This window comes from Marinobacter sp. DS40M6, from assembly GCF_028581595.1.
Classification (GTDB): Bacteria; Pseudomonadota; Gammaproteobacteria; order Pseudomonadales; family Oleiphilaceae; genus Marinobacter; species Marinobacter salarius.
This window is the reverse complement of the sequence record NZ_JAFCAE010000002.1, coordinates 697439-716156: the sequence shown is the minus strand read 5'-3', so window position 1 is coordinate 716156 and position 18718 is coordinate 697439. Positions and strand designations below refer to the sequence as shown.

20 protein-coding genes are annotated in these 18718 nt (G+C 56.6%); 5 read left to right on the top strand and 15 right to left on the bottom strand.

Annotated features, from left to right (window positions below; all coding sequences use genetic code 11):
- Nucleotides 1-65 precede the first annotated feature (65 nt).
- The 11 genes from paaE to paaF form a co-directional block, all read right to left on the bottom strand.
- Nucleotides 66-1145 carry a 1,2-phenylacetyl-CoA epoxidase subunit PaaE gene (gene paaE, locus JJO78_RS07275; RefSeq protein ID WP_075194921.1) on the bottom strand — a complete coding sequence of 360 codons (1080 nt, stop codon included), beginning with the start codon at nt 1143-1145 and terminating at the stop codon, nt 66-68.
- Between the two features lie 13 nt (nt 1146-1158).
- A complete protein-coding gene (gene paaD, locus JJO78_RS07270) occupies nt 1159-1728 on the bottom strand; it encodes a 1,2-phenylacetyl-CoA epoxidase subunit PaaD (protein ID WP_075194922.1) in 570 nt (189 codons plus the stop codon).
- Complete coding sequence (gene paaC / locus JJO78_RS07265) at nt 1712-2476, bottom strand: 1,2-phenylacetyl-CoA epoxidase subunit PaaC (protein ID WP_075194923.1); 765 nt, start codon at nt 2474-2476, stop codon at nt 1712-1714. The genes paaD and paaC overlap by 17 nt, the downstream gene beginning before the upstream one ends.
- Before the next feature lie 12 nt (nt 2477-2488).
- Nucleotides 2489-2770 (bottom strand): 1,2-phenylacetyl-CoA epoxidase subunit PaaB, encoded by a 282-nt coding sequence (gene paaB, locus JJO78_RS07260; RefSeq protein ID WP_075194924.1) that lies wholly within the window; start codon nt 2768-2770, stop codon nt 2489-2491.
- A gap of 16 nt (nt 2771-2786) precedes the next feature.
- A complete protein-coding gene (paaA, locus tag JJO78_RS07255) occupies nt 2787-3779 on the bottom strand; it encodes a 1,2-phenylacetyl-CoA epoxidase subunit PaaA (RefSeq protein ID WP_007155011.1) in 993 nt (330 codons plus the stop codon).
- Nucleotides 3780-4084: 305 nt separating this feature from the next.
- Nucleotides 4085-5395: a phenylacetate--CoA ligase PaaK gene (paaK, locus tag JJO78_RS07250; RefSeq protein ID WP_075194925.1), complete on the bottom strand. Its 1311-nt coding sequence runs from the start codon at nt 5393-5395 to the stop codon at nt 4085-4087.
- 61 nt (nt 5396-5456) lie between these two features.
- Complete coding sequence (gene pcaF / locus JJO78_RS07245; RefSeq protein ID WP_075194926.1) at nt 5457-6704, bottom strand: 3-oxoadipyl-CoA thiolase; 1248 nt, start codon at nt 6702-6704, stop codon at nt 5457-5459.
- Complete coding sequence (paaI, locus tag JJO78_RS07240; RefSeq protein ID WP_075194927.1) at nt 6701-7147, bottom strand: hydroxyphenylacetyl-CoA thioesterase PaaI; 447 nt, start codon at nt 7145-7147, stop codon at nt 6701-6703. Before paaI ends, pcaF begins: the two co-directional genes overlap by 4 nt.
- Nucleotides 7144-8664, bottom strand: coding sequence for a 3-hydroxyacyl-CoA dehydrogenase PaaH (gene paaH, locus JJO78_RS07235; protein ID WP_075194928.1), 1521 nt, complete (start codon nt 8662-8664; stop codon nt 7144-7146). The genes paaI and paaH overlap by 4 nt, the downstream gene beginning before the upstream one ends.
- A gap of 3 nt (nt 8665-8667) precedes the next feature.
- Complete coding sequence (gene paaG / locus JJO78_RS07230; RefSeq protein ID WP_075194929.1) at nt 8668-9459, bottom strand: 2-(1,2-epoxy-1,2-dihydrophenyl)acetyl-CoA isomerase PaaG; 792 nt, start codon at nt 9457-9459, stop codon at nt 8668-8670.
- 44 nt (nt 9460-9503) lie between these two features.
- Nucleotides 9504-10277 carry a 2,3-dehydroadipyl-CoA hydratase PaaF gene (gene paaF / locus JJO78_RS07225; protein WP_075194930.1) on the bottom strand — a complete coding sequence of 258 codons (774 nt, stop codon included), beginning with the start codon at nt 10275-10277 and terminating at the stop codon, nt 9504-9506.
- A gap of 361 nt (nt 10278-10638) precedes the next feature.
- On the opposite strand from paaF, the gene JJO78_RS07220 reads away from it, so the two are divergent.
- Nucleotides 10639-11232: a phenylacetic acid degradation protein PaaY gene (locus JJO78_RS07220; RefSeq protein ID WP_075194931.1), complete on the top strand. Its 594-nt coding sequence runs from the start codon at nt 10639-10641 to the stop codon at nt 11230-11232.
- Nucleotides 11233-11241: 9 nt separating this feature from the next.
- Here the strand turns inward: JJO78_RS07220 and JJO78_RS07215 are convergent, their stop codons facing one another.
- The 3 genes from JJO78_RS07215 to JJO78_RS07205 all read right to left on the bottom strand — a co-directional run bounded on the left by JJO78_RS07215 (nt 11242) and on the right by JJO78_RS07205 (nt 12994).
- Nucleotides 11242-12141: a haloalkane dehalogenase gene (locus JJO78_RS07215; protein ID WP_075194932.1), complete on the bottom strand. Its 900-nt coding sequence runs from the start codon at nt 12139-12141 to the stop codon at nt 11242-11244.
- A gap of 122 nt (nt 12142-12263) precedes the next feature.
- Nucleotides 12264-12512, bottom strand: coding sequence for a hypothetical protein (locus JJO78_RS07210; RefSeq protein ID WP_075194933.1), 249 nt, complete (start codon nt 12510-12512; stop codon nt 12264-12266).
- Nucleotides 12513-12649: 137 nt separating this feature from the next.
- Complete coding sequence (locus JJO78_RS07205) at nt 12650-12994, bottom strand: hypothetical protein (protein WP_036203801.1); 345 nt, start codon at nt 12992-12994, stop codon at nt 12650-12652.
- A gap of 150 nt (nt 12995-13144) precedes the next feature.
- On the opposite strand from JJO78_RS07205, the gene JJO78_RS07200 reads away from it, so the two are divergent.
- Together JJO78_RS07200 and JJO78_RS07195 are read left to right on the top strand one after the other, a co-directional pair.
- Nucleotides 13145-14260, top strand: a complete 1116-nt coding sequence (locus tag JJO78_RS07200; RefSeq protein ID WP_036203804.1) for an AI-2E family transporter — start codon at nt 13145-13147, stop codon at nt 14258-14260.
- A gap of 81 nt (nt 14261-14341) precedes the next feature.
- On the top strand, nt 14342-14767 hold the full coding sequence (locus JJO78_RS07195; RefSeq protein WP_036203807.1) for a peptidoglycan-binding domain-containing protein: 426 nt from the start codon (nt 14342-14344) through the stop codon (nt 14765-14767).
- Nucleotides 14768-14835: 68 nt separating this feature from the next.
- On the opposite strand, the gene ilvD is transcribed toward JJO78_RS07195, so the two are convergent.
- Nucleotides 14836-16671 carry a dihydroxy-acid dehydratase gene (gene ilvD / locus JJO78_RS07190; RefSeq protein ID WP_075194934.1) on the bottom strand — a complete coding sequence of 612 codons (1836 nt, stop codon included), beginning with the start codon at nt 16669-16671 and terminating at the stop codon, nt 14836-14838.
- 145 nt (nt 16672-16816) lie between these two features.
- On the opposite strand from ilvD, the gene JJO78_RS07185 reads away from it, so the two are divergent.
- Complete coding sequence (locus JJO78_RS07185) at nt 16817-18073, top strand: HDOD domain-containing protein (protein ID WP_036203812.1); 1257 nt, start codon at nt 16817-16819, stop codon at nt 18071-18073.
- 56 nt (nt 18074-18129) lie between these two features.
- Complete coding sequence (locus tag JJO78_RS07180; protein ID WP_075194935.1) at nt 18130-18708, top strand: LON peptidase substrate-binding domain-containing protein; 579 nt, start codon at nt 18130-18132, stop codon at nt 18706-18708.
- The last annotated feature ends 10 nt before the right edge of the window (nt 18709-18718 follow it).

Below are 18718 nucleotides of genomic sequence, written 5' to 3'. Positions count from 1 at the left end.
CCAAGGCAAGCCCCGTTTGAGCGGAACTTGCCTTGCTCGTGTTTTGCTTGTGGTGCTTCTGGAAATTACATCTCGTCGTAATCCAGAATTACCTTGTCGCTGATCGGATAGCATTGGCAGGAGAGCACATAGCCGGCTTCCACTTCGTAGTCTTCCAGAGCAAAGTTCTGGTCCATTTCCACTTCGCCTTCTAAAACCTTTGCGCGGCAAGTGGAGCAAACGCCGGCTTTGCAGGAGTAAGGCAGGTCCGCACCTTCTTCGTTACCGGCGTCCAGGATACTTTTGGTGTCACGAACCAGTGGGAACGTCAGAGTACGGCCATCGGCAATAACGGTGACTTCGCTCACCGACTTCGGATCTACCTGGGATGGAGCTCTGTCCTTGCGGGGTTGGGGTGTGCCACCGGCCGGCGTGAACAGCTCGAAGTGAATCCTGCTTTTGTCCATACCGTGGCGGAGCAGCGAATCCCGAACGTCTTCGGTCATTAGCTGAGGGCCGCAGATGAAGGCTGCGGTGAGCTCCTTGGCGTTTATCCAGTGATCAAACAGCGCGTCGCACTTGTCGTGGTCAATTCGCCCGTTGTACAGGTCAATGTCCTGCTCTTCTCGAGTGAAGATGTAAACCAGATTCAGCCGTGCCATGAACTCATTTTTGAGATCCTGGAGCTCATCCCTGAACATGGTGCTACTCGTGGCCTTGTTGCCGTAGAACAGGGTGACCTCGCTTTTGGGCTCGGTTTCCAGAGTCGTTTTGACGATCGACAGTATCGGGGTAATGCCGCTGCCAGCAGCTACCGCCAGGTAGTTGCCTTCCCGCTCGGGATCCAGATCAATGGAGAAATGGCCCTGGGGAGGCATGACTTCCAGTGTTTCTCCGGGTTTCAGCTGCTCATTGGCAAACGTGGAGAAACGGCCGCCCGGAACCTGTTTGACCGCAATGCGAAGTTCCTGGTCGTTAACACTGCGGCAGATTGAATAGGAGCGTCGCACCTCCTCTCCATCCAGCTGCGTTCTGACAATCAGGTGCTGGCCCTGTTTGTAGTTGAACGTGTCTGCCAGATCCTTAGGCAGATCAAAAGCAAGTGATACGGCGTTTCTTGTTTCAGGTCTGACCTCTTTGAGGGTCAGTGAGTAAAATTTATTCATGATCGTATCGGCTCTAGATGCATTTGAAGTAGTCGAAGGGCTCAAGGCATTCCGTGCAGCGATAAAGGGCTTTGCAGGCGGTTGATCCAAACTCACTGAGCTGTTCCGTATCCGTGCTGCCACAGTGAGGGCAGGCAATAATGTCCGGCTCTCCCAGCAGACTCAGTTTGCTGGAGCTGCCTTCGGGTGGAGCGATTCCGAACGCCCGAAGCTTTTCTTTGCCTTCGGCTGTGATCCAGTCGGTGGTCCAGGCCGGGGTCAGCACCTGGTTGATTTTCGGGGCCCGGAAGCCTGCGGCACGCATGGCTTCGATGATCAGCTCTTCAATCAACTCGGTAGCCGGGCAGCCGGAGTAGGTTGGCGTGACATCAATGGACAGTTCTTTGCCATCCCACCTCACGGCACGGACAATCCCGAGCTCCACGACGCTTACCGCCGGCACCTCAGGATCCTTGACCTCTTCGAGAAGTGCCCATATGTCATTCTCGGTCAGCAGATCGGGGCGGGCATTTGCCGGTACCCGATCGCTGGCAATCAGAATGTCGACGGCTGACCGGTTGCCTGAGTTACCAGGTTGTGGCATCGGGATAGGCCCTTTGCAGGAACTGCATTTCTGCCAGAATAAAGCCAAGGTGCTCGGTGTGCTCGCCGTGCTTGCCGCCCATGTACATCCAGGCGTCATCGGCACCCGGTGTCAGGGTCGCTTGGGTAAGCACTTCGTTGACCATTTCGCGCCAGTTTTTGGCGAGCTGGTCTGGCTCTGGGCCAATGCCCGCCTTGGCCATGACGTGATCTGTATCGTCCGGGGTAATCAGTTCGCCCGTGAAACGCCAGAGGATATCCACGGCGTCCTGCATACGGCGATGGCTTTCCTCGGTACCATCTCCCAGACGTTTGATCCACTCCGAAGACCGGCGCAGGTGATAGGTGGCTTCTTTCAGTGCCTTCGCAGCAACACCGGCAACGCGTTCATCGCTGGATTCGACCAAGCTCTTGAGCGTCAAGTAATGCCATGCGTCAAAGAAGAACTGACGACCCATGGTGACTGCATAATCTTCATTAGGCTGCTCGGTCAGCAGCAGATTACGGTAATTATGGGCATCGCGGCGGAACGCCAGTTTGTCGGCATCGTTACCATCGTCAATCAACTCTGCGGCGTATTCGTACCAGTTGCGGGCCTGACCAACGAGGTCAAGGGCAACGTTCATCAGCGCCAGTTCTTCTTCCAGCGCCGGGGCCTTGCCGCACAGCTCACACAATCGCTGGCCCAGGATCATGTCGGAATCTGCCAGGCGCAACAGGTATTCCTGTAATGCTTCTGCTTGTGTCATTGGAACAGCTCCTTACATGTGTCCGACTTCATCGGGCAGCTCGTAAAAAGAAGCGTGCCGGTAAATCTTGTCTTCCGCCGGGTCGAAAAGTACTTCTTTCTCGTCGGATGCGGAGGCTGTGATGGTGTCCGAGGGTACAACCCAGATGCTCACGCCTTCGCTGCGGCGTGTGTAGAGGTCGCGGGCGTTTTCCATGGCCATCTCGTCGTCAGAGGCATGAACGCTGCCCACGTGCTTGTGGTTCAGGCCGTGCTTCGACCGTACAAAAACTTCATAAAGGCGCCATTCAGACATGTGTATTCCTCCGGTATCAAGCGGCTTGTGTGCGCTGTTTTTGTTTTTTGGCATAGGCGACGGCCGCTTCACGAACCCATCTGCCCTCGTCAATTGCTTTTTTGCGTGTGTTGATGCGCTCGCGGTTGCAAGGGCCGTTGCCCTTGAGAACGTCGTAGAATTCCTGCCAGTTGATCTCGCCAAAATCGTAATGGCCGGTCTCTTCGTTCCACTTCAGGTCCGGATCCGGCGCGGTGCACCCGAGGAACTCGAGCTGGGGGACGGTCTGGTCAATGAACATCTGGCGGAGTTCGTCGTTGCCCTTGCGCTTGATCTTCCAGGCCAGGGATTGCTGTGAGTTCGGGGACTCATCGTCGTGCGGGCCGAACATCATCAGAGACGGCCACCACAGGCGGTTAATCGCGTCCTGCACCATGGCCTTCTGTTCGTCTGTACCTTCACGCATCAGGTCCAACAGAATCTGATAGCCCTGGCGCTGGTGGAAGCTCTCTTCTTTACAGATGCGGACCATGGCGCGCGAGTAGGGGCCGTAGGATGTGCGCTGAAGCACCACCTGATTGACGATGGCAGCGCCATCAACCAGCCAGCCAACGGCACCCATGTCAGCCCAGTTCAGGGTTGGGTAGTTAAAGATGCTGGAGTATTTGGCCTTCCCCTGGTGCAGCTTTTCGATCTCTTCATCTCGATCAGCACCGAGGGTTTCCATAGCGCTGTATAGGTACAGCCCATGCCCTGCCTCGTCCTGGATCTTGGCCATCAGTTGGAGCTTGCGTTTAAGGGTGGGCGCGCGGGTAACCCAGTTGCCTTCCGGGAGCATGCCAACGACTTCAGAGTGGGCGTGCTGGGAGATCTGGCGAACCAGGGTTTTGCGATAGCCTTCAGGCATCCAGTTCTTGGCTTCGATCTTGATTTCAGCGTCGACCTTTTCCTGAAATTCGCGCTCCTGGGGCGACATCTCTTCTTTCGTTTTAAGGCGTTTGCTGCCAGTTTCAACGAGCTGGGCGTACATATCTTACCTCCGAATCGGGCTTGTCGTTCTGCTGCTTCCGGGCGTATGAGGCCCGTCGGTCGTTTCAGAGCGTTACCCTTATAGTATATGACACTGAATAAAAATCAAGAATCATCTTTGTGTGTCATGTTTTGTTTTTGGATAAGCGTCATTTAATCTAATAGACTGTTATAAATGTAAAAATTTAAAACTAAGGTGATTTTTAAAATCACCAGAAATAATAAGAATAGAAAATATAAGAAATCAGTTAGCCGTGAAGAGCGTGATCGGGCCACGACCCGATCACGCTCTGGTGCCAAAGGAACTTACGGATTGCGACGGTCGAAAACCCGTTTGGCCTTGCCTTCGGAGCGCGCAATGCTGTTTGCCTCAACCACGTGGATGCGGGTGCTGATACCGATGTACGACTTGATGTGATGGGCCAGCTCTTTGGCTGCCGCTGCGCGAATTTCTGAACTGTCAGAAGTGCCTGGTTTCAATTCCGTACGTACGTCGACGCAATCCAGGTTGCCCTCTTTGTAGACCTCGATTTCATAGTGTGGTGCTAGTGCGCTGCACTTCAGAACCTGCTCTTCGATCTGGCTCGGGAACACGTTTACGCCACGGATGATCAGCATGTCATCGCTGCGGCCGGTGATCTTGTCGATACGGCGCATTGGGCGTGCAGTCCCTGGCAGCAGGCGGGTCAGATCACGGGTGCGGTAACGCATGATTGGTAGCGCCACCTTGGTCAAGGACGTAAACACAAGTTCGCCATACTCACCGTCAGGCAGAACGTCTCCGGTCGCCGGGTCGATGATTTCGGGATAGAAGTGGTCCTCCCAGATGGTGGGGCCATCTTTGGTTTCCAGGCACTCCATCCCCACACCCGGACCCATCACTTCGGACAAACCGTAAATATCCAGCGCCTGAATGCCCAGGCGTTCCTCAATTTCGGTACGCATGGCGTTTGTCCAGGGCTCTGCGCCGAAAATGCCCAGGCGCAAACGTAGCTTGTGAGGGTCAATGCCTTGCCGCTCCATTTCGTCGGCGATGTTGAGTATGTAGGACGGCGTCACCATGATGATGTCAGGCTGGAAATCGGTGATCAGCTGAACCTGTTTCTCCGTCTGCCCTCCAGACATGGGGATGACGGTACAGCCCAGGCGTTCGGCACCGTAATGGGCTCCCAGACCACCCGTGAACAGGCCGTAACCGTAGGCAACGTGTACTTTGTCGCCGCGGGAGCCACCACCGGCTCGAATGCAGCGGGCAACAATATCGGCCCAGGTGTCGATATCGCTCTGGGTGTAGCCGACCACTGTGGGCTTACCCGTTGTGCCGCTCGAGGCATGAACGCGAACGACTTCATCCATTGGGGTGGCGAACATGCCAAATGGGTAATTGTCCCGAAGATCTGACTTGTTGGTGAACGGAATTTTCGCCAGATCGTCCAACGATTTGATGTCCATTGGTTTGAGGCCGATCTCATCAAATGCTTTGCGATAGAAGGGGACATTGGTGTAGGCATGAGCCACGCTCCAGCGCAGGCGCTGGAGTTGTTCGTGGCGAAGCTCGTCAATGCTGGCGGTCTCCATTCGGTCTAGGTTGCCGAGTTTTTGTGATGGTAGGTTCATAGGTTCGTCCTGCGCTTATTGTGCTTAACGTTTGTACTTAGCGGGCGCTGCACCTGATCGTTCAGGCAACGTTCTCCACCCTCTCAATGATCAAAGCGATGCCCTGCCCAACGCCGATGCACATGGTGCAAAGGGCATAACGGGCCTTCAGCCCCTGCTTGTGGCGGCGTTCGAGTTCGTTCACGGCGGTCGTGACCAGGCGCGCGCCACTCATTCCAAGGGGGTGTCCCAGGGCGATGGCCCCGCCATTCGGGTTAACGTGTTCAGCGTCGTCGGGCAAACCGAGATCGCGAGTGACGGCAAGTGCCTGAGCGGCAAAGGCCTCGTTCAATTCGATGACGTCCATGTCCGCCAGCTCCAGTCCGGCCGTCTTCAGTACCTTTCGGGTAGCCGGAGCGGGGCCGAAGCCCATAATGCGTGGCTCAACCCCCACTGTTGCCATGGCAACGACGCGGGCCCGTGGTTTCAGGGTGTACTGCTTTATGGCATCGGCATTGGCGAGTAAGAGTGCGCACGCACCATCGTTGACGCCAGAGGCGTTGCCTGCTGTCACGGAGCCGTTTTCACGGAAGGGGGTCGGCAGTGATGCCAGCTTCTCTACGCTGGTTTCCCGGGGGTGTTCATCGGTGTCAACCACCAGCGGGTCCTGCTTGCGGCGTGGAACGCTGACCGGCGTGATCTCGCTTGCGAGTCGGCCGGCGGACTGGGCTTCAGCTGTCCGCTGTTGGCTTCGCGCGGCGAACGCATCCTGATCTTCCCGGGAAATACCAAACTGCTCTGCGACGTTCTCGGCGGTTTCAGGCATGGAGTCGATACCGTACTGTTTTTTCAGTACTGGATTGACGAAGCGCCAGCCAATCGTGGTATCGAAAATCTCTGCTTTCCGACTGAACGGGCTTTCAGATTTGCCCATAACAAACGGTGCGCGGGACATGGATTCGACGCCGCCTGCCAGCATCAGACTGGCTTCGCCAGTGCGGATTGCCCGTGCTGCGCTTCCGATTGCGTCCATGCCTGACCCGCAGAGGCGATTAATTGTGCTGCCGGGAACGTCGATGGGAATGCCGGCTAACAGCAGTGACATCCGGGCAACGTCGCGGTTGTCTTCCCCAGCCTGGTTAGCGCAGCCATAAAGAACGTCATCAATCTTCGACCAGTCCACGCTCGGGTTCCGTTCCATCATGGCTTTCATCGGGATGGCCCCGAGGTCGTCGGCCCGAACGGAGGCCAGGGCGCCACCGTAACGGCCGATAGGGGTGCGTATGGCGTCAACAATGTAGGCGTCTTGTAAGAGATTGCTAGTGGTCATGACTGTGGCTCCGAATTAATGACAGTGCCGCGGACCTGGTAGGACTTTCCGCGGAAGAGGGCAACGGTGCGGCCATCCTGATTGGTTAAAGTAATGTCGTAGACGCCGGTTCGCCCACCACGGGATTGCTCCTCAGCGGTGGCGGTCAGTACGTCGCCAGCCTTGGCGCCATACATATAGTCGATGCTGCATCCGGAGGCGACGGTTGCTTTGTCGTAGGTATTGCAGCTAAAGGCGAAGGCCGAGTCGGCGAGGGTAAACAGGTAGCCCCCATGGCAGGAGCCATGCCCCTGAATCATGTCTTCGGTGACGGCCATGCTCAGTACCGCCCGGCCCGGAGCGATAGACTCGATTTTCATGCCAAGTTTCTGGCTCGCCCGGTCACGGGAAAACATGGCTTTGGCGCAATTTTCGGCCAGTTCTTGTGGGGTGTTTTCGCTCATTTGTAGAATCCCTTTCCGGCGTGATGGTTTTTCCGGAGTAGCAGTGCTGGCCGGTAGCGGTCCTCGCCATAGCTGTTCTGAATGTTGGTAAGAACCTGGAGCACCCGGCCATTGCCCAGTCGATCGCTCCAGCTCAGCGGACCTTCCGGGTAGTTCAGACCTGCTTTCATGGCCAGGTCAATGTCCTCTTTCGTTGCAACGCCATGCAGCTCAGCATCGGCTGCCTCGTTTGCCAGCGTGGCCACCGTGCGCATGATCACCATGCCAGGGCGGTCTTTCACCGCGCTTACGGCGATATTCGTTTTCTGAAGCAGGGCCACGGCATCGTGGCGTGACTGTTCTGAGGCCTGATCAGCGAAACAAATGGCTAGCCTTGCTGCCTTTTCGAAGTCGAATGCCAGGTCAAATAACGCAAGATCGGGTGTGCCTTCGACCTGGGCGCGCTCGGTTGCCATCCGGCCGTCGGTGAGTGCCAACACGGCATCTCCGAATCGAAGCTGCCCCGGGCCATCACGCTCGACGATGTCGAGGCCAGCGTCGCGGAAGCGGTTAATCAGTGTGGAAGCCGGCCCCAGATCGCCTTCAACGATCAGTGTTGTGTCGTCACTCTGTCGGGCAGGTTCGGTGTCTGGTTCCGGGCGTTTGCTTCCTTCGGTATAGCTGTAGAAGCCATGCCCGCTCTTGCGGCCCAGGCGGCCGGCCTCCACCAGTTCCTTCTGGATCAGGGACGGGAGAAAACGGGCGTCCTGGTAGTAGGCGTTGAAGACCGAATTGGTTACCGCGTAGTTGACGTCATGGCCGATGAGGTCGGTTAACTCAAACGGGCCCATCCGGAAGTTTCCTGCCTCCCGGATAATGGCGTCCAGAGTTGCCGGGTCGGCAGCGCCTTCCTGGAGCAATCGAAGGCTTTCGGCATAAAACGGTCGTGCTACGCGGTTAACAATGAATCCGGGTGTCGAGGTGGCGAATACGGGTTTCTTGCCCCAGTTGGTCGCGGTAGCGTGGACAATCTCCGCTACTGAATGATCCGTAGCCAGGCCTTTGACGACTTCCACCAGCGCCATCAAAGGGGCCGGGTTAAAGAAGTGCATACCGACCAGTCGCTCGGGATGGCGCAGTTTGGCGCCAAGTGCCGTTACTGAGATCGACGAGGTGTTGGTGGCGAGAATGGTGTCCTTGCCGCACAGTTCTTCGAGGTCTGCCAGCAGCGAGTGCTTGATCTCGAGATCTTCAATAATAGCCTCAATGACCATTCTGCTGTCGGCGACTTCCGAAAGGGCACTGACGGGATGAATGCGACCGACAATGGCATCGACGGCTTGTTGTTCCATCTTGCCTTTGTCCACCCGACGCTGAAGTTGTTTTGCGACGCCATCCCGGCCTGCGCTGGCGGCGCCATCGCGTTGGTCGTGAAGATAGACCTTGTGACCTGCCTGGGCGGCCACCTGGGCGATGCCGGAACCCATGGCGCCGGCGCCGATGACGGCAATCGTGGTCTGGGTATCAAGTGCCTGCATGGATTACTTCCCCTTGAAGGCCGGCGTGCGTTTTTCCATAAAAGCGGCAACACCTTCACGGTAATCCTCGGAACGGCCCGCCATGCGCTGGAGGTCCCGCTCGAGATTGAGCTGCTCTTCAAAGGTGTTGCTGGAGCTGGCGTGCAAGGCCCGTTTGATGAGGGCAAGGCCTTTGGTGGGCTGAGTGGCAAAGTGCCGCGCCAGTTTCGTGGTCTCTTCCATCAGCGTTTCGTTATCAACGCAGCGCCAGATCATGCCCCAGTTTTCTGCCTGCTCAGCACTGATTTTGTCGCCAAGCAAAGCCATGCCTTTGGCGCGAGCCATCCCGGCAACCCGAGGCAGGGTCCAGGTACCACCGGAATCGGGCACCAGTCCCAGTTTGCAGAAGGCTTGGACAAAGCTCGCTGAACGCGCGGCCAGGGTGATGTCGCAGGCCAGCGCAATGTTGGCGCCAGCGCCGGCGGCAACACCGTTCACGGCACAGAGGACCGGCATCGGCAGGTCTCTCAGGCTTCGCATCATGGGGTTGTAGTACTTTTCCAGGGATTCGCCCAGGTCAGGGGCGTCCTGGTCTGGCGCAACACTACGGTCAGAAAGGTCCTGGCCGGCGCAGAAGCCCCGGCCGGCGCCGGTAATAACTAGGACACGCACAGAGCTGTCTTTGCGGACCTGGCTGATGGCATCTCGCATCCGCTCGTGCATATCAACATTGAAGCTGTTCAGGTTGTCTGGACGGTTAAGGGTAAGCTGGGCCACACCCTGATCGATTTCCAGAAGAATGCTCGGCTGAGTCATGGCGGTGTCCTATAGGTGGAGTGATGGGTGGTTATCAATACAGATTATTTGCCCTTGAAACGGGGCGCGCGTTTCTCTCGAAACGCATCGAGGCCTTCCTGTCGGTCTGCTGTGCCAGCGAGTAAGGTGAAGGCGTGTCGTTCAAACCGAAGGCCGTCACTAAGGCTTATGTCGTTGGCTTTGCGTACCGATTCCTTGGTCAGGCGAATGGCAATGGGCGCCTTCCGGGCAATGGTTTTGCCAATCTCGATGGCCCTTTCAACGGTCAGTTCAGGTTGGCAAATCTCGCTGATAAGGCCTGCCTGAAGAGCCCGCGTGGCGTCTATTTGCTCACCGGTGAGCGTCATGTGCATGGCAAGGGCTTCGCCAACCTTCCGCGTCAGTCGCTGGGTGCCACCGGAGCCGGGCATGATTCCCAGGTTAATCTCCGGCTGACCGAAGCGAGCGTTCTCGCCGGCAATCAGAATGTCGGCGTGCATTGCCAATTCACAGCCACCGCCGAGTGCAAAGCCGTTAACAGCGGCAATAATAGGTTTGGTGAAGCGAGCTATTCGCTCCCAGTGAGCGACTCGAGGGTCCTCAAGTATGCCCACCAGGTCACGGGCGGCCATTTCATTGATGTCAGCACCGGCTGCAAATGCTTTTTGGTTCCCGGTGATGACTACAGCGTGGACCTCAGGGTCGGCTTCAGCGTTATCCAGGGCTTTGCATAGGTTGTTGAGCAGTTCTGTATTCAGGGCATTTCGAACATCAGGGCGGTTGAGAGTAAAGATCTGGACGCCTTGTTCGGGCCCGTCAACGAGCAGGTTGTGTGGCATAAATAATCCGATGTGGCTTTGTTTTTGTCTGGACGAAACGAGCAGGCCAGTATCCCGATAACGTGACGCTCCGCTGGTGCGGTGACCAGTTTCTAAATCAGTATATCTATTAATTGATACCGGTCAAGATTTTGTAAATGGCAATTTTGTATCATATTAAGCGATGAGGTCTGTTGTTAAATAAAGTGTTGATAATAAAGATAAAAATGATTCTTTAATGCTTTGTTTTGTGAGGTTAGGAGGGTGTTTTGCCGAATTTTTGTCTATATTTCTTCGGTATAATGTCGGAAAATGGTTTATGAATTTAAGAAAGTGAATCAGAATTTTGGCCAACTTTGAGAGTCGGAGAAAGGAGAGATGCATGCCGAGTTACAGTATTGAAGGCGTTCAACCTGTCGTTCATCCATCTGCTTACGTACATCCAACCGCGATCTTGATCGGAGATGTGTGGGTCGGGCCCGATTGCTATGTGGGGCCGGCCGCTTCGCTGCGAGGTGATTTTGGCCGGGTTGTGCTCAAGGAGGGTTCGAATATCCAGGACAATTGCGTCATGCATGCATTCCCTGGCATGGATACCGTGATTGAGAAAAGTGGCCATGTGGGACACGGCGCGATACTCCACGGTTGTACTGTTGGGGAGGACGCAATGGTGGGGATGAATGCCGTGGTCATGGATGAAGCAGTGATTGCTCCCCGCTCCATTGTTGGCGCCTGTGCTTTGGTTAAGGCGGGTTTTCAGTGTGAGCCGGCCTCTTTGGTTGTTGGGGCGCCAGCAAGGGTCATTCGGACGTTAAGTGACGGTGAGGTGGCGTGGAAAGCCAAGGGCACGGAGGAATACAGACGGCTTACGATGCGATGTCATGCAAGCCTCCAGGAGTGTCGGCCATTGGCAGACGCGGACAGTGATCGACCCAGGGTTGATGCTGGCGATTTCCAACCCAAGCATCAATCTTGATGTCGTTACTTAAGCCGCCATTTCAGACTTGCACGCATCAATAATAATGCGTGCAAAATCGTCAGGAGAGTCTTCTTGCAGGAAATGCCCTCCGCGTAAGGTGATGTGCGGTTGGCCATGGGCCCCGGGGATGCGGCGTTGCATGTATCGGTCTCCACCCCGGGTAATGGGGTCGCCGTTGCTAAAGCAGGTAATGAAGGGTTTTTTCCAGGTTTCCAGAATGCGCCAGGCCGCCTTGTTGGCATCGCTTGAGGGGTCTTCGGCGGAAACGGGGACCAGTTTCGGGAATGCGCGGGCACCTGCCTTGAATTCTGCAGATGGGAAAGGTGCTTCATAGGCTGCGATTTCGGCCTTGCTCAAGGCCCTTTCCGTTCCGAGCTGAACAATCCGTCCGACAGGAAACCACGGGCTGTGGGTGGCAAAGGTTTTCCACAGCGTGAATACGGCGGGCGCCGGGGTATCCCCGGTCGGCAGCATGCCGTTGCCAACAATGATCCGGCGGAAGAGTTGAGGGTGTTCGGCCGCCAGTCGCAGGCCCAGGAGTGAACCCCAGTTCTGGCAGACCAGAGTGATGTTCTTCAGGCCCTGGGCCTTAAGCCACTCGGACAGCCACGCCATGTGGCGTTCGTAACTGTAGTCGCTTACATCGGCTGGCTTATCGGATTTACCGAACCCGATCAGGTCGGGAGCCAGTACCCGATGCCCCGCTTCTGCCACCAGTGGGATCATGTGACGATAAAGGTACGACCACGATGGCTCGCCGTGCAGCATCAGCACGGGCGATGCGTCCCTCGGGCCTTCGTCTACATAGTGCATTCTCAGGCCTGGCTCTACGTCCAGATAATGAGGGGAAAAAGGGTAATCCGGAAGACCTGCGAAGCGGGCTTCATCGGTTCTCAGAATACGCATGCCATCGACTGTCCTGACTGAGTGGTTGCGTGGCTGGTGTTACCGCAGCCTTCAGGAATCAGGATAAATCAGATGGGAATTTTGTGTGTTTGGTTTACGTAACAGTGCGTTGACTGTTTGAATCAGGATGCTTTGCTGAAGAGTTCGTCTGGGTCGTCAAGCCGCGCCAACGCTGCGTCGCAGCAATTCAGAGCACCACAGTCGTCTGCCGAGCATAAGGCAAGTGTCTGACAGTGGTCGTTATGGGGCCGCATTTCTTCGTTGCGGAAAATTCGGCTACGGGACAGGGTGGAGCGACAATGCCCGCACAGTAAAGTGGGTACGGCACTGCTCTCTGAAGCGATGGCGTTGTAATGTTCTGTTTGTTGCATAAATAAACCTCCATTAGCTCCAACGTAAGGGCGAACTGTGACAATTCAAAGTCAGTTCAACGAGAAATAGGACAAGAACTACGAAAGAATGCCCGAAAGGGCTCATTTGTCAGGACGACTTCATTATCAGGACGGTTTCAATGATCCGGGTCGGCAACCGGGCGACGGTTCGAGCGTTTGTCCTCCCAGTCCAGGGATTTCGGGTCGTACCAGCCGATTCTGTCGAGGACCTTTTCCCGTGTGGCAGGCGACAGCGTTGGCCACAGCTCCTGAAAGTCTTCCAGTCCCTGCTCCCGTTGGCGTGCCTGTTTACTCTGCAAACGCCGCAGGATCTGCGGCAACTGCAGGGCTTCGCCCAACTGGCCCGGTATCAGTACTTCCTGGCCCATCACTTTGCGGCGGTGCGTTCTGGCTGCCAGCACACGATTGAGAGCAGCGACCGCATCCAGCGCCGTTTCAACATCAAACTCTTCGTTATCCAACGTCGCGACCTGTTTAACGAATGACCAATAACCGTCCACTATAACCTGAAAGTCGCTAGACTGGCCACGATGGCGTGGTAGTCTAGGCCCATTCAGATCCGCAGCCCACCTACTGTGAGACGACGACACCCAGGTTCAGGGAATTTCACTATGTACGGAAAACTCGAGACACGGACCTTTCTGGCCATGCTGGTTGGGGTTTCCCTGGCGTTCATTCTGCTGATGAAGCCTTTTTTTGGCCCTATTTTCTGGGCCGTGGCCATTGCGCTGATCTTTCATCCGGTTCGAGAGTACCTGGCCCGGCGGTTGGGCGACCGTCCCAATACCATTGCCCTGCTAACGCTACTGATCTGCATGGTGATCGTGGTCATACCGGTGCTGGCGTTGGTGACGTCGCTGGTGGCAGAGGGGTTGTCCCTCTATCAGCGAATCCAGGAAGGGCAACTACGCCCCGGCGACTACATCGACAGGGTTATCCAGTCGTTTCCGGCCATTGAGTCGTTTTTCGCCCAGTTTGGTTTGGACTTCGCAGAGGTGAGGGATCGCGTGGTCAGCGGCTTCGTGGGGGGCAGTCAGTTTCTGGCGAAACAGGCGCTCGGTTTTGGGCAGAATACGTTTCAGTTCTTTCTGGGGCTGGCGCTGATGATCTACCTGGCGTTTTTCCTTCTCCGTGATGGCAGCAAACTGGTGGATCTGTTGATTCGTGCGCTGCCGCTGGGAGACGAGCGTGAGCGTCTGTTGTTTGCCAAGTTCGCAGAGGTCACGCGGGCCACGGTCAAGGGCAACTTGTTGATCGCGGTTATCCAGGGCGCGCTTGGGGGCGGTATTTTCTGGCTTCTGGGTATTCAGGGTGCGCTGCTCTGGGGGGTGGTGATGGCGATTGTGTCCCTGCTTCCCGCCGTTGGCGCGGCGTTGGTCTGGGTTCCTGCGGCTCTCTACCTGGCCGCGACAGGGGAGATGGTGTCGGCAATTGTGCTAACGGCGTTCGGGGTGGTCGTGATCGGGCTCGCGGACAATCTGCTCCGGCCTGTTTTCGTTGGCCGGGATACCAAACTGCCAGACTACATCGTTTTGCTCTCCACCTTGGGTGGGATAGTGATGTTCGGCATTAATGGATTTGTGATGGGCCCATTGGTCGCGGCTCTGTTCATGGCGTTCTGGGGTATTTTCATACGCGAGTTTGGGGAATCGAATGAAGCCCCGTCAGTAAATGTGTCTGCCCCCGCTACAGAATCACAACAATCGGATCGGTCCGGCAGTGCTTAAAATATGTTAGTCTTTCGTCGTAATGTCCATCCTGTAGGGACTGGCAACACAATAAAAAGCGACAGGTAACTGGAGTAGATCATGGCTAGGCAGATATTCACTCACACCCGTATATTGGCTGCTATCCTCGCGGGGGCAATGGCCCTGGCGGCGGCGCCCGTTGCGTCAGCAAACGATACCGTGGCGCTTAAGAATGCCCTTTATGCGGCGGGTTATGACATCAACAATGTCAGTCCGCAAATGGATGACACCACTCGCTCGGCGTTGACCGCGTTTCAAAAGGATCAAGGGTTGAACGCCTCTGGTGTGCTTGATGACGCCACCAAGAAAGCGCTGGGTATGGTTCACGTTCAGGTCGCGGCTGCTGGGTCGTCCGGCAACGCCGGAGCGTCACAGGATGCAGGCACTTCCAGTGCGGCCGCGGAGCCGGAAGCTGACGAGTCGGCAGAGCAGGCGCAAGAAGATGATATAGAGGAAGATGACGACGGTGGCTGGTCCTTCTTCTAGGCCCTGATAACCGTTTTTCCTGCCTGAATTCGGGCCCGGGGTAGTCGCTACCCCGGGCCCGCGTGCGTTTAGCCTAATTTTTCCAGGTTTCTGACCGCGCCCTTGTCGGCGCTGGTTGCCAGCAACGCATAAGCCTTCAGCGCTGCCGAGACTTTGCGCGGCCGCGACAATTCGGGCTTCCAGCCTTTCTCATCCCGCTCCTCACGTCGCCGATCGAGTTCGTTCTGGTCTATCTCCACGTTGATGGACCGGTTGGGAATGTCGATACGGATCAGGTCACCGTTCTCGATCAACCCAATGGCGCCACCTGCAGCCGCTTCAGGGGAGGCATGGCCAATGGAAAGGCCTGAGGTGCCACCGGAGAAGCGGCCGTCAGTCAGCAGGGCACACTCTTTACCCAGCCCCTTGGACTTCAGGTAACTGGTGGGATAGAGCATTTCCTGCATACCGGGGCCGCCCTGAGGGCCTTCGTAGCGGATAATGACCACCTCTCCAGGCTGGACCTCGTCGTTGAGGATGCCTTCGACCGCGGTATCCTGGCTTTCGAATACTCGTGCCTTGCCTTCGAAGACGTAGATGCTTTCGTCCACGCCGGCCGTCTTGACCACGCAGCCGTCCAGGGCAATATTGCCGAAGAGAACCGCCAGGCCGCCTTCAGATGAGTAGGCATTTTCAACGGAACGAATACAGCCTGCCTCGCGGTCGCCATCAAGGGAGGGCCAGCGGGTGCTTTGGCTGAAGGCTGTCTGAGTGGGAATGCCGGCAGGACCGGCCTTGTAGAATTCGACCACTTCAGGGGTGGGCTCCTGCATGATGTCCCAGGTTTTCAGGGCCTCGCGCATGGTTTTGCTGTGTACGGTTGGCAGGTCGGTGTTGATCAGTCCGCCCCGTTCCAGTTCGCCAAGGATGCCCATGATGCCGCCAGCGCGATGAACGTCCTCCATATGATACTTGGGGGAATTCGGCGCCACCTTGCAAAGTTGGGGTACCCGGCGGGACAACTGGTCAATTTCGTTGAGGGTGAACGGCACGCCGCCCTCCTGGGCCGCAGCCAGCAAATGCAGGATGGTGTTGGTGGAGCCGCCCATGGCGATGTCCATCACCATGGCGTTCTCGAACGCTTCCATGGAGGCAATGCTCAGAGGCAACACACTGGCGTCGTCATCCTCGTAATAGCGGCGGGCATTCTCCACAATCTGTCTTCCGGCTTTCAGGAACAGGGCTTCGCGGTCCGAGTGGGTAGCGAGCATTGAGCCGTTCCCGGGCAAAGCCAGGCCAATGGCTTCGGTGAGGCAGTTCATGGAGTTGGCTGTAAACATGCCGGAACAGGAGCCGCAGGTGGGGCAGGCGCTGCGTTCGTACTCTGCGACGGTTTCGTCATCCGCATTCGGGTCGGCAGCGATGACCATGGCATCCACCAGGTCGAGTTTGTGCTCCGAGAGTTTGGTCTTGCCGGCTTCCATGGGGCCACCGGAGACGAAAATGGCGGGAATGTTCAGGCGCATGGCGGCCATCAGCATGCCCGGGGTGATCTTGTCGCAGTTGGAGATGCAGACCAGGGCATCAGCGCAGTGGGCGTTGACCATGTATTCCACGGAGTCAGCGATGATCTCGCGGGAAGGTAGGGAGTACAGCATCCCGTCATGCCCCATCGCAATGCCGTCGTCCACGGCAATGGTGTTGAATTCCTTGGCAACGCCGCCGGCTTGCTCGATTTCCCGGCAGACCAACTGCCCCAGATCCTTGAGGTGTACATGGCCGGGAACGAACTGAGTAAAGGAATTGGCAACGGCGATGATGGGTTTGCCAAAGTCTTCATTCTTCATGCCGGTGGCGCGCCAAAGAGCACGTGCGCCAGCCATATTGCGGCCTGCGGTAGATGTCCGCGAACGATACTGGGGCATGGTTGTCTGGTCTCTCTTCTTTAACTGGGTCGGAAAATGGAACGCAAGAGGATACCAGATTACCCCTTGATCGCATGGTTGTTTTGGGATTCCGCGCTTACAATGTGTAACAGAACGAACGAATAACTGATCGAGGAGTAGTCCTATGGCTGGCCAGGAAAGCCTGCCTCTGCGTCGTCTCAAGCAGTTTCAACCCTTGAACCGGTTGACGGATGACCAGTTGGTTTTGCTCGCAAGTCGGGCGGAAAGAAGAACCCACGGCCCGGGCCAGCGAGTGGTAGAGCGCGGCGTGCGGGATGGCCTGGACATATTCCTGATCCACGGCAGTGTAGAGCTGGAGTCGATTGACGGCCGCAAGTCCACCATCGAGGCCGATACCGACAAGGCCATTAACCCCATTGCCCGGCTGCAACCCCGGATGTACAACGTGACCGCCATCAAGGCGAGCGAGTTCCTCGTTATTCAGCAGGACATCCTCAACCAGCTATTGCGGGCCGCACCCGTGCCCCAGGTGGAAATGGATTCCGGTGACGGGGCTGGCGACGAGGGCAGCGAAGAACACCATCTGCTGATGGAGTTTTATGCCGAGCTGCGCTCCAATCAATTGACCCTGCCAAGCGTGCCGGATGTGGCCTGGAAAGTGCGCAGAACCGTAGACCGAGAAGATTCCACGGCGGATCAGGTTGCCAGTGCAATCTCGGCGGACCCGTCGATGGCTGCGAAACTGGTTCGAGCCTGCAACAGTCCCCTGTACCGTGGATTCAGTGATGTTCGCAACGTTCGCGAGGCGGTTATCCGTTTGGGCATGCGTACCACGCGCCAATTGGTTACGGTGTTTTCGATGCGCGAGGTGTTCAAAACCAAACAGGCATCGCTGCAAAAGGAAATGGACAAACTCTGGCGCCATTCCCGTGAGATGGCCGCCCTGTGTTGGGTGCTTGCGGATAGTGCTACCTCCATCAACCCGGAAGAGGCGTTGCTCGCAGGGCTGTTGCACGATATCGGAGTCGTGCCGGTGCTGGTGCAGGCGGAGCATCACGTCAATCTGTTTGCCGATCAGGCCAATCTTGAGCATGCCATTGGCGAGCTCAGGGCCGATGTGGGAACCGCAATCCTGGAAAGCTGGTCGTTCCCTAATGGCTTTCTGGAGGCGACAAGGCATGCGGAGGACTGGGGGTATGAGTGCCGGGAATCCTCACCTCAGCTGGTGGATATCGTGATTGTCGCCCAGTTGCATGCGATGATTGGGTCCAGTCAGAACGGGTCTCTGCCACCGTTTGACGAGGTGCCTGCCTATCGCCGTCTTGGTGAGCTTGAGCTGAACGCGTCCCGAAGCCTGCAGCTATTGACGGAAGCCCGTGCAAGGGTGGACGAAGTCCATCGCCTGCTTTCAATTCATTGAGGATATGACAGGGTCGTCATTCCTCCGGAGCTAGTTTACTGGTGACAATACCAACAATGAATGTACCTCTTTTCCCGCTGAACTCTGTAGTGCTGCCCGGTGGACGGATTCCCCTGCAGCTGTTCGAGCCCAGATACATCGATATGCTTACCCGTTGCCTCAAGGAGGATCGGGGATTTGTAGTCGTGCTGCTTCGGGAAGGTCTGGAAACGGGCAAGTCGGTGGCTTTCTACGATATCGGCACCTATGTTCGCATTATTGATTTCCAGCAGATGGATAACGGTTTGCTGGGTATTACCGTTGAAGGCAAGGATAAGGTAACGGTGGTACGTTCCTGGCAGCAGCCGGACGGACTGAATGTCGGGGATGTGGAATGCCTGCTGGCGGAGGAGCAAACGCCTGTTCCTGAGCGTTTCGCGGAACTCCCCTCGGTGTTGAAAGCGTTGTTTCGCCATCCTGTCGTCCGGGAACTGGATATGGACGTAGACTACGACGACGCCAGGGATGTGGGGTGGCGGTTGACCGAATTACTGCCGCTGGACAAGCAGGAAAAGCAGCGGCTGGTGGAGCTCCAGGCGCCCCTGGAGCGCCTGGAGCGTCTGCTGGGGTTGCTGGAAGCACTGGAAGAAAGCTGAATAATGGTTG

Excerpts from the sequence above, each read along its gene's own strand:
- paaE (WP_075194921.1), bottom strand. The coding sequence starts at position 1,145 with ATGAATAAATTTTACTCACTGACCCTCAAAGAGGTCAGACCTGAAACA.
- paaD (WP_075194922.1), bottom strand. The coding sequence starts at position 1,728 with ATGCCACAACCTGGTAACTCAGGCAACCGGTCAGCCGTCGACATTCTG.
- paaC (WP_075194923.1), bottom strand. The coding sequence starts at position 2,476 with ATGACACAAGCAGAAGCATTACAGGAATACCTGTTGCGCCTGGCAGAT.
- paaB (WP_075194924.1), bottom strand. The coding sequence starts at position 2,770 with ATGTCTGAATGGCGCCTTTATGAAGTTTTTGTACGGTCGAAGCACGGC.
- paaA (WP_007155011.1), bottom strand. The coding sequence starts at position 3,779 with ATGTACGCCCAGCTCGTTGAAACTGGCAGCAAACGCCTTAAAACGAAA.
- paaK (WP_075194925.1), bottom strand. The coding sequence starts at position 5,395 with ATGAACCTACCATCACAAAAACTCGGCAACCTAGACCGAATGGAGACC.
- pcaF (WP_075194926.1), bottom strand. The coding sequence starts at position 6,704 with ATGACCACTAGCAATCTCTTACAAGACGCCTACATTGTTGACGCCATA.
- paaI (WP_075194927.1), bottom strand. The coding sequence starts at position 7,147 with ATGAGCGAAAACACCCCACAAGAACTGGCCGAAAATTGCGCCAAAGCC.
- paaH (WP_075194928.1), bottom strand. The coding sequence starts at position 8,664 with ATGCAGGCACTTGATACCCAGACCACGATTGCCGTCATCGGCGCCGGC.
- paaG (WP_075194929.1), bottom strand. The coding sequence starts at position 9,459 with ATGACTCAGCCGAGCATTCTTCTGGAAATCGATCAGGGTGTGGCCCAG.
- paaF (WP_075194930.1), bottom strand. The coding sequence starts at position 10,277 with ATGCCACACAACCTGCTCGTTGACGGGCCCGAACAAGGCGTCCAGATC.
- JJO78_RS07220 (WP_075194931.1), top strand. The coding sequence starts at position 10,639 with ATGCCGAGTTACAGTATTGAAGGCGTTCAACCTGTCGTTCATCCATCT.
- JJO78_RS07215 (WP_075194932.1), bottom strand. The coding sequence starts at position 12,141 with ATGCGTATTCTGAGAACCGATGAAGCCCGCTTCGCAGGTCTTCCGGAT.
- JJO78_RS07210 (WP_075194933.1), bottom strand. The coding sequence starts at position 12,512 with ATGCAACAAACAGAACATTACAACGCCATCGCTTCAGAGAGCAGTGCC.
- JJO78_RS07200 (WP_036203804.1), top strand. The coding sequence starts at position 13,145 with ATGTACGGAAAACTCGAGACACGGACCTTTCTGGCCATGCTGGTTGGG.
- JJO78_RS07195 (WP_036203807.1), top strand. The coding sequence starts at position 14,342 with ATGGCTAGGCAGATATTCACTCACACCCGTATATTGGCTGCTATCCTC.
- ilvD (WP_075194934.1), bottom strand. The coding sequence starts at position 16,671 with ATGCCCCAGTATCGTTCGCGGACATCTACCGCAGGCCGCAATATGGCT.
- JJO78_RS07185 (WP_036203812.1), top strand. The coding sequence starts at position 16,817 with ATGGCTGGCCAGGAAAGCCTGCCTCTGCGTCGTCTCAAGCAGTTTCAA.
- JJO78_RS07180 (WP_075194935.1), top strand. The coding sequence starts at position 18,130 with ATGAATGTACCTCTTTTCCCGCTGAACTCTGTAGTGCTGCCCGGTGGA.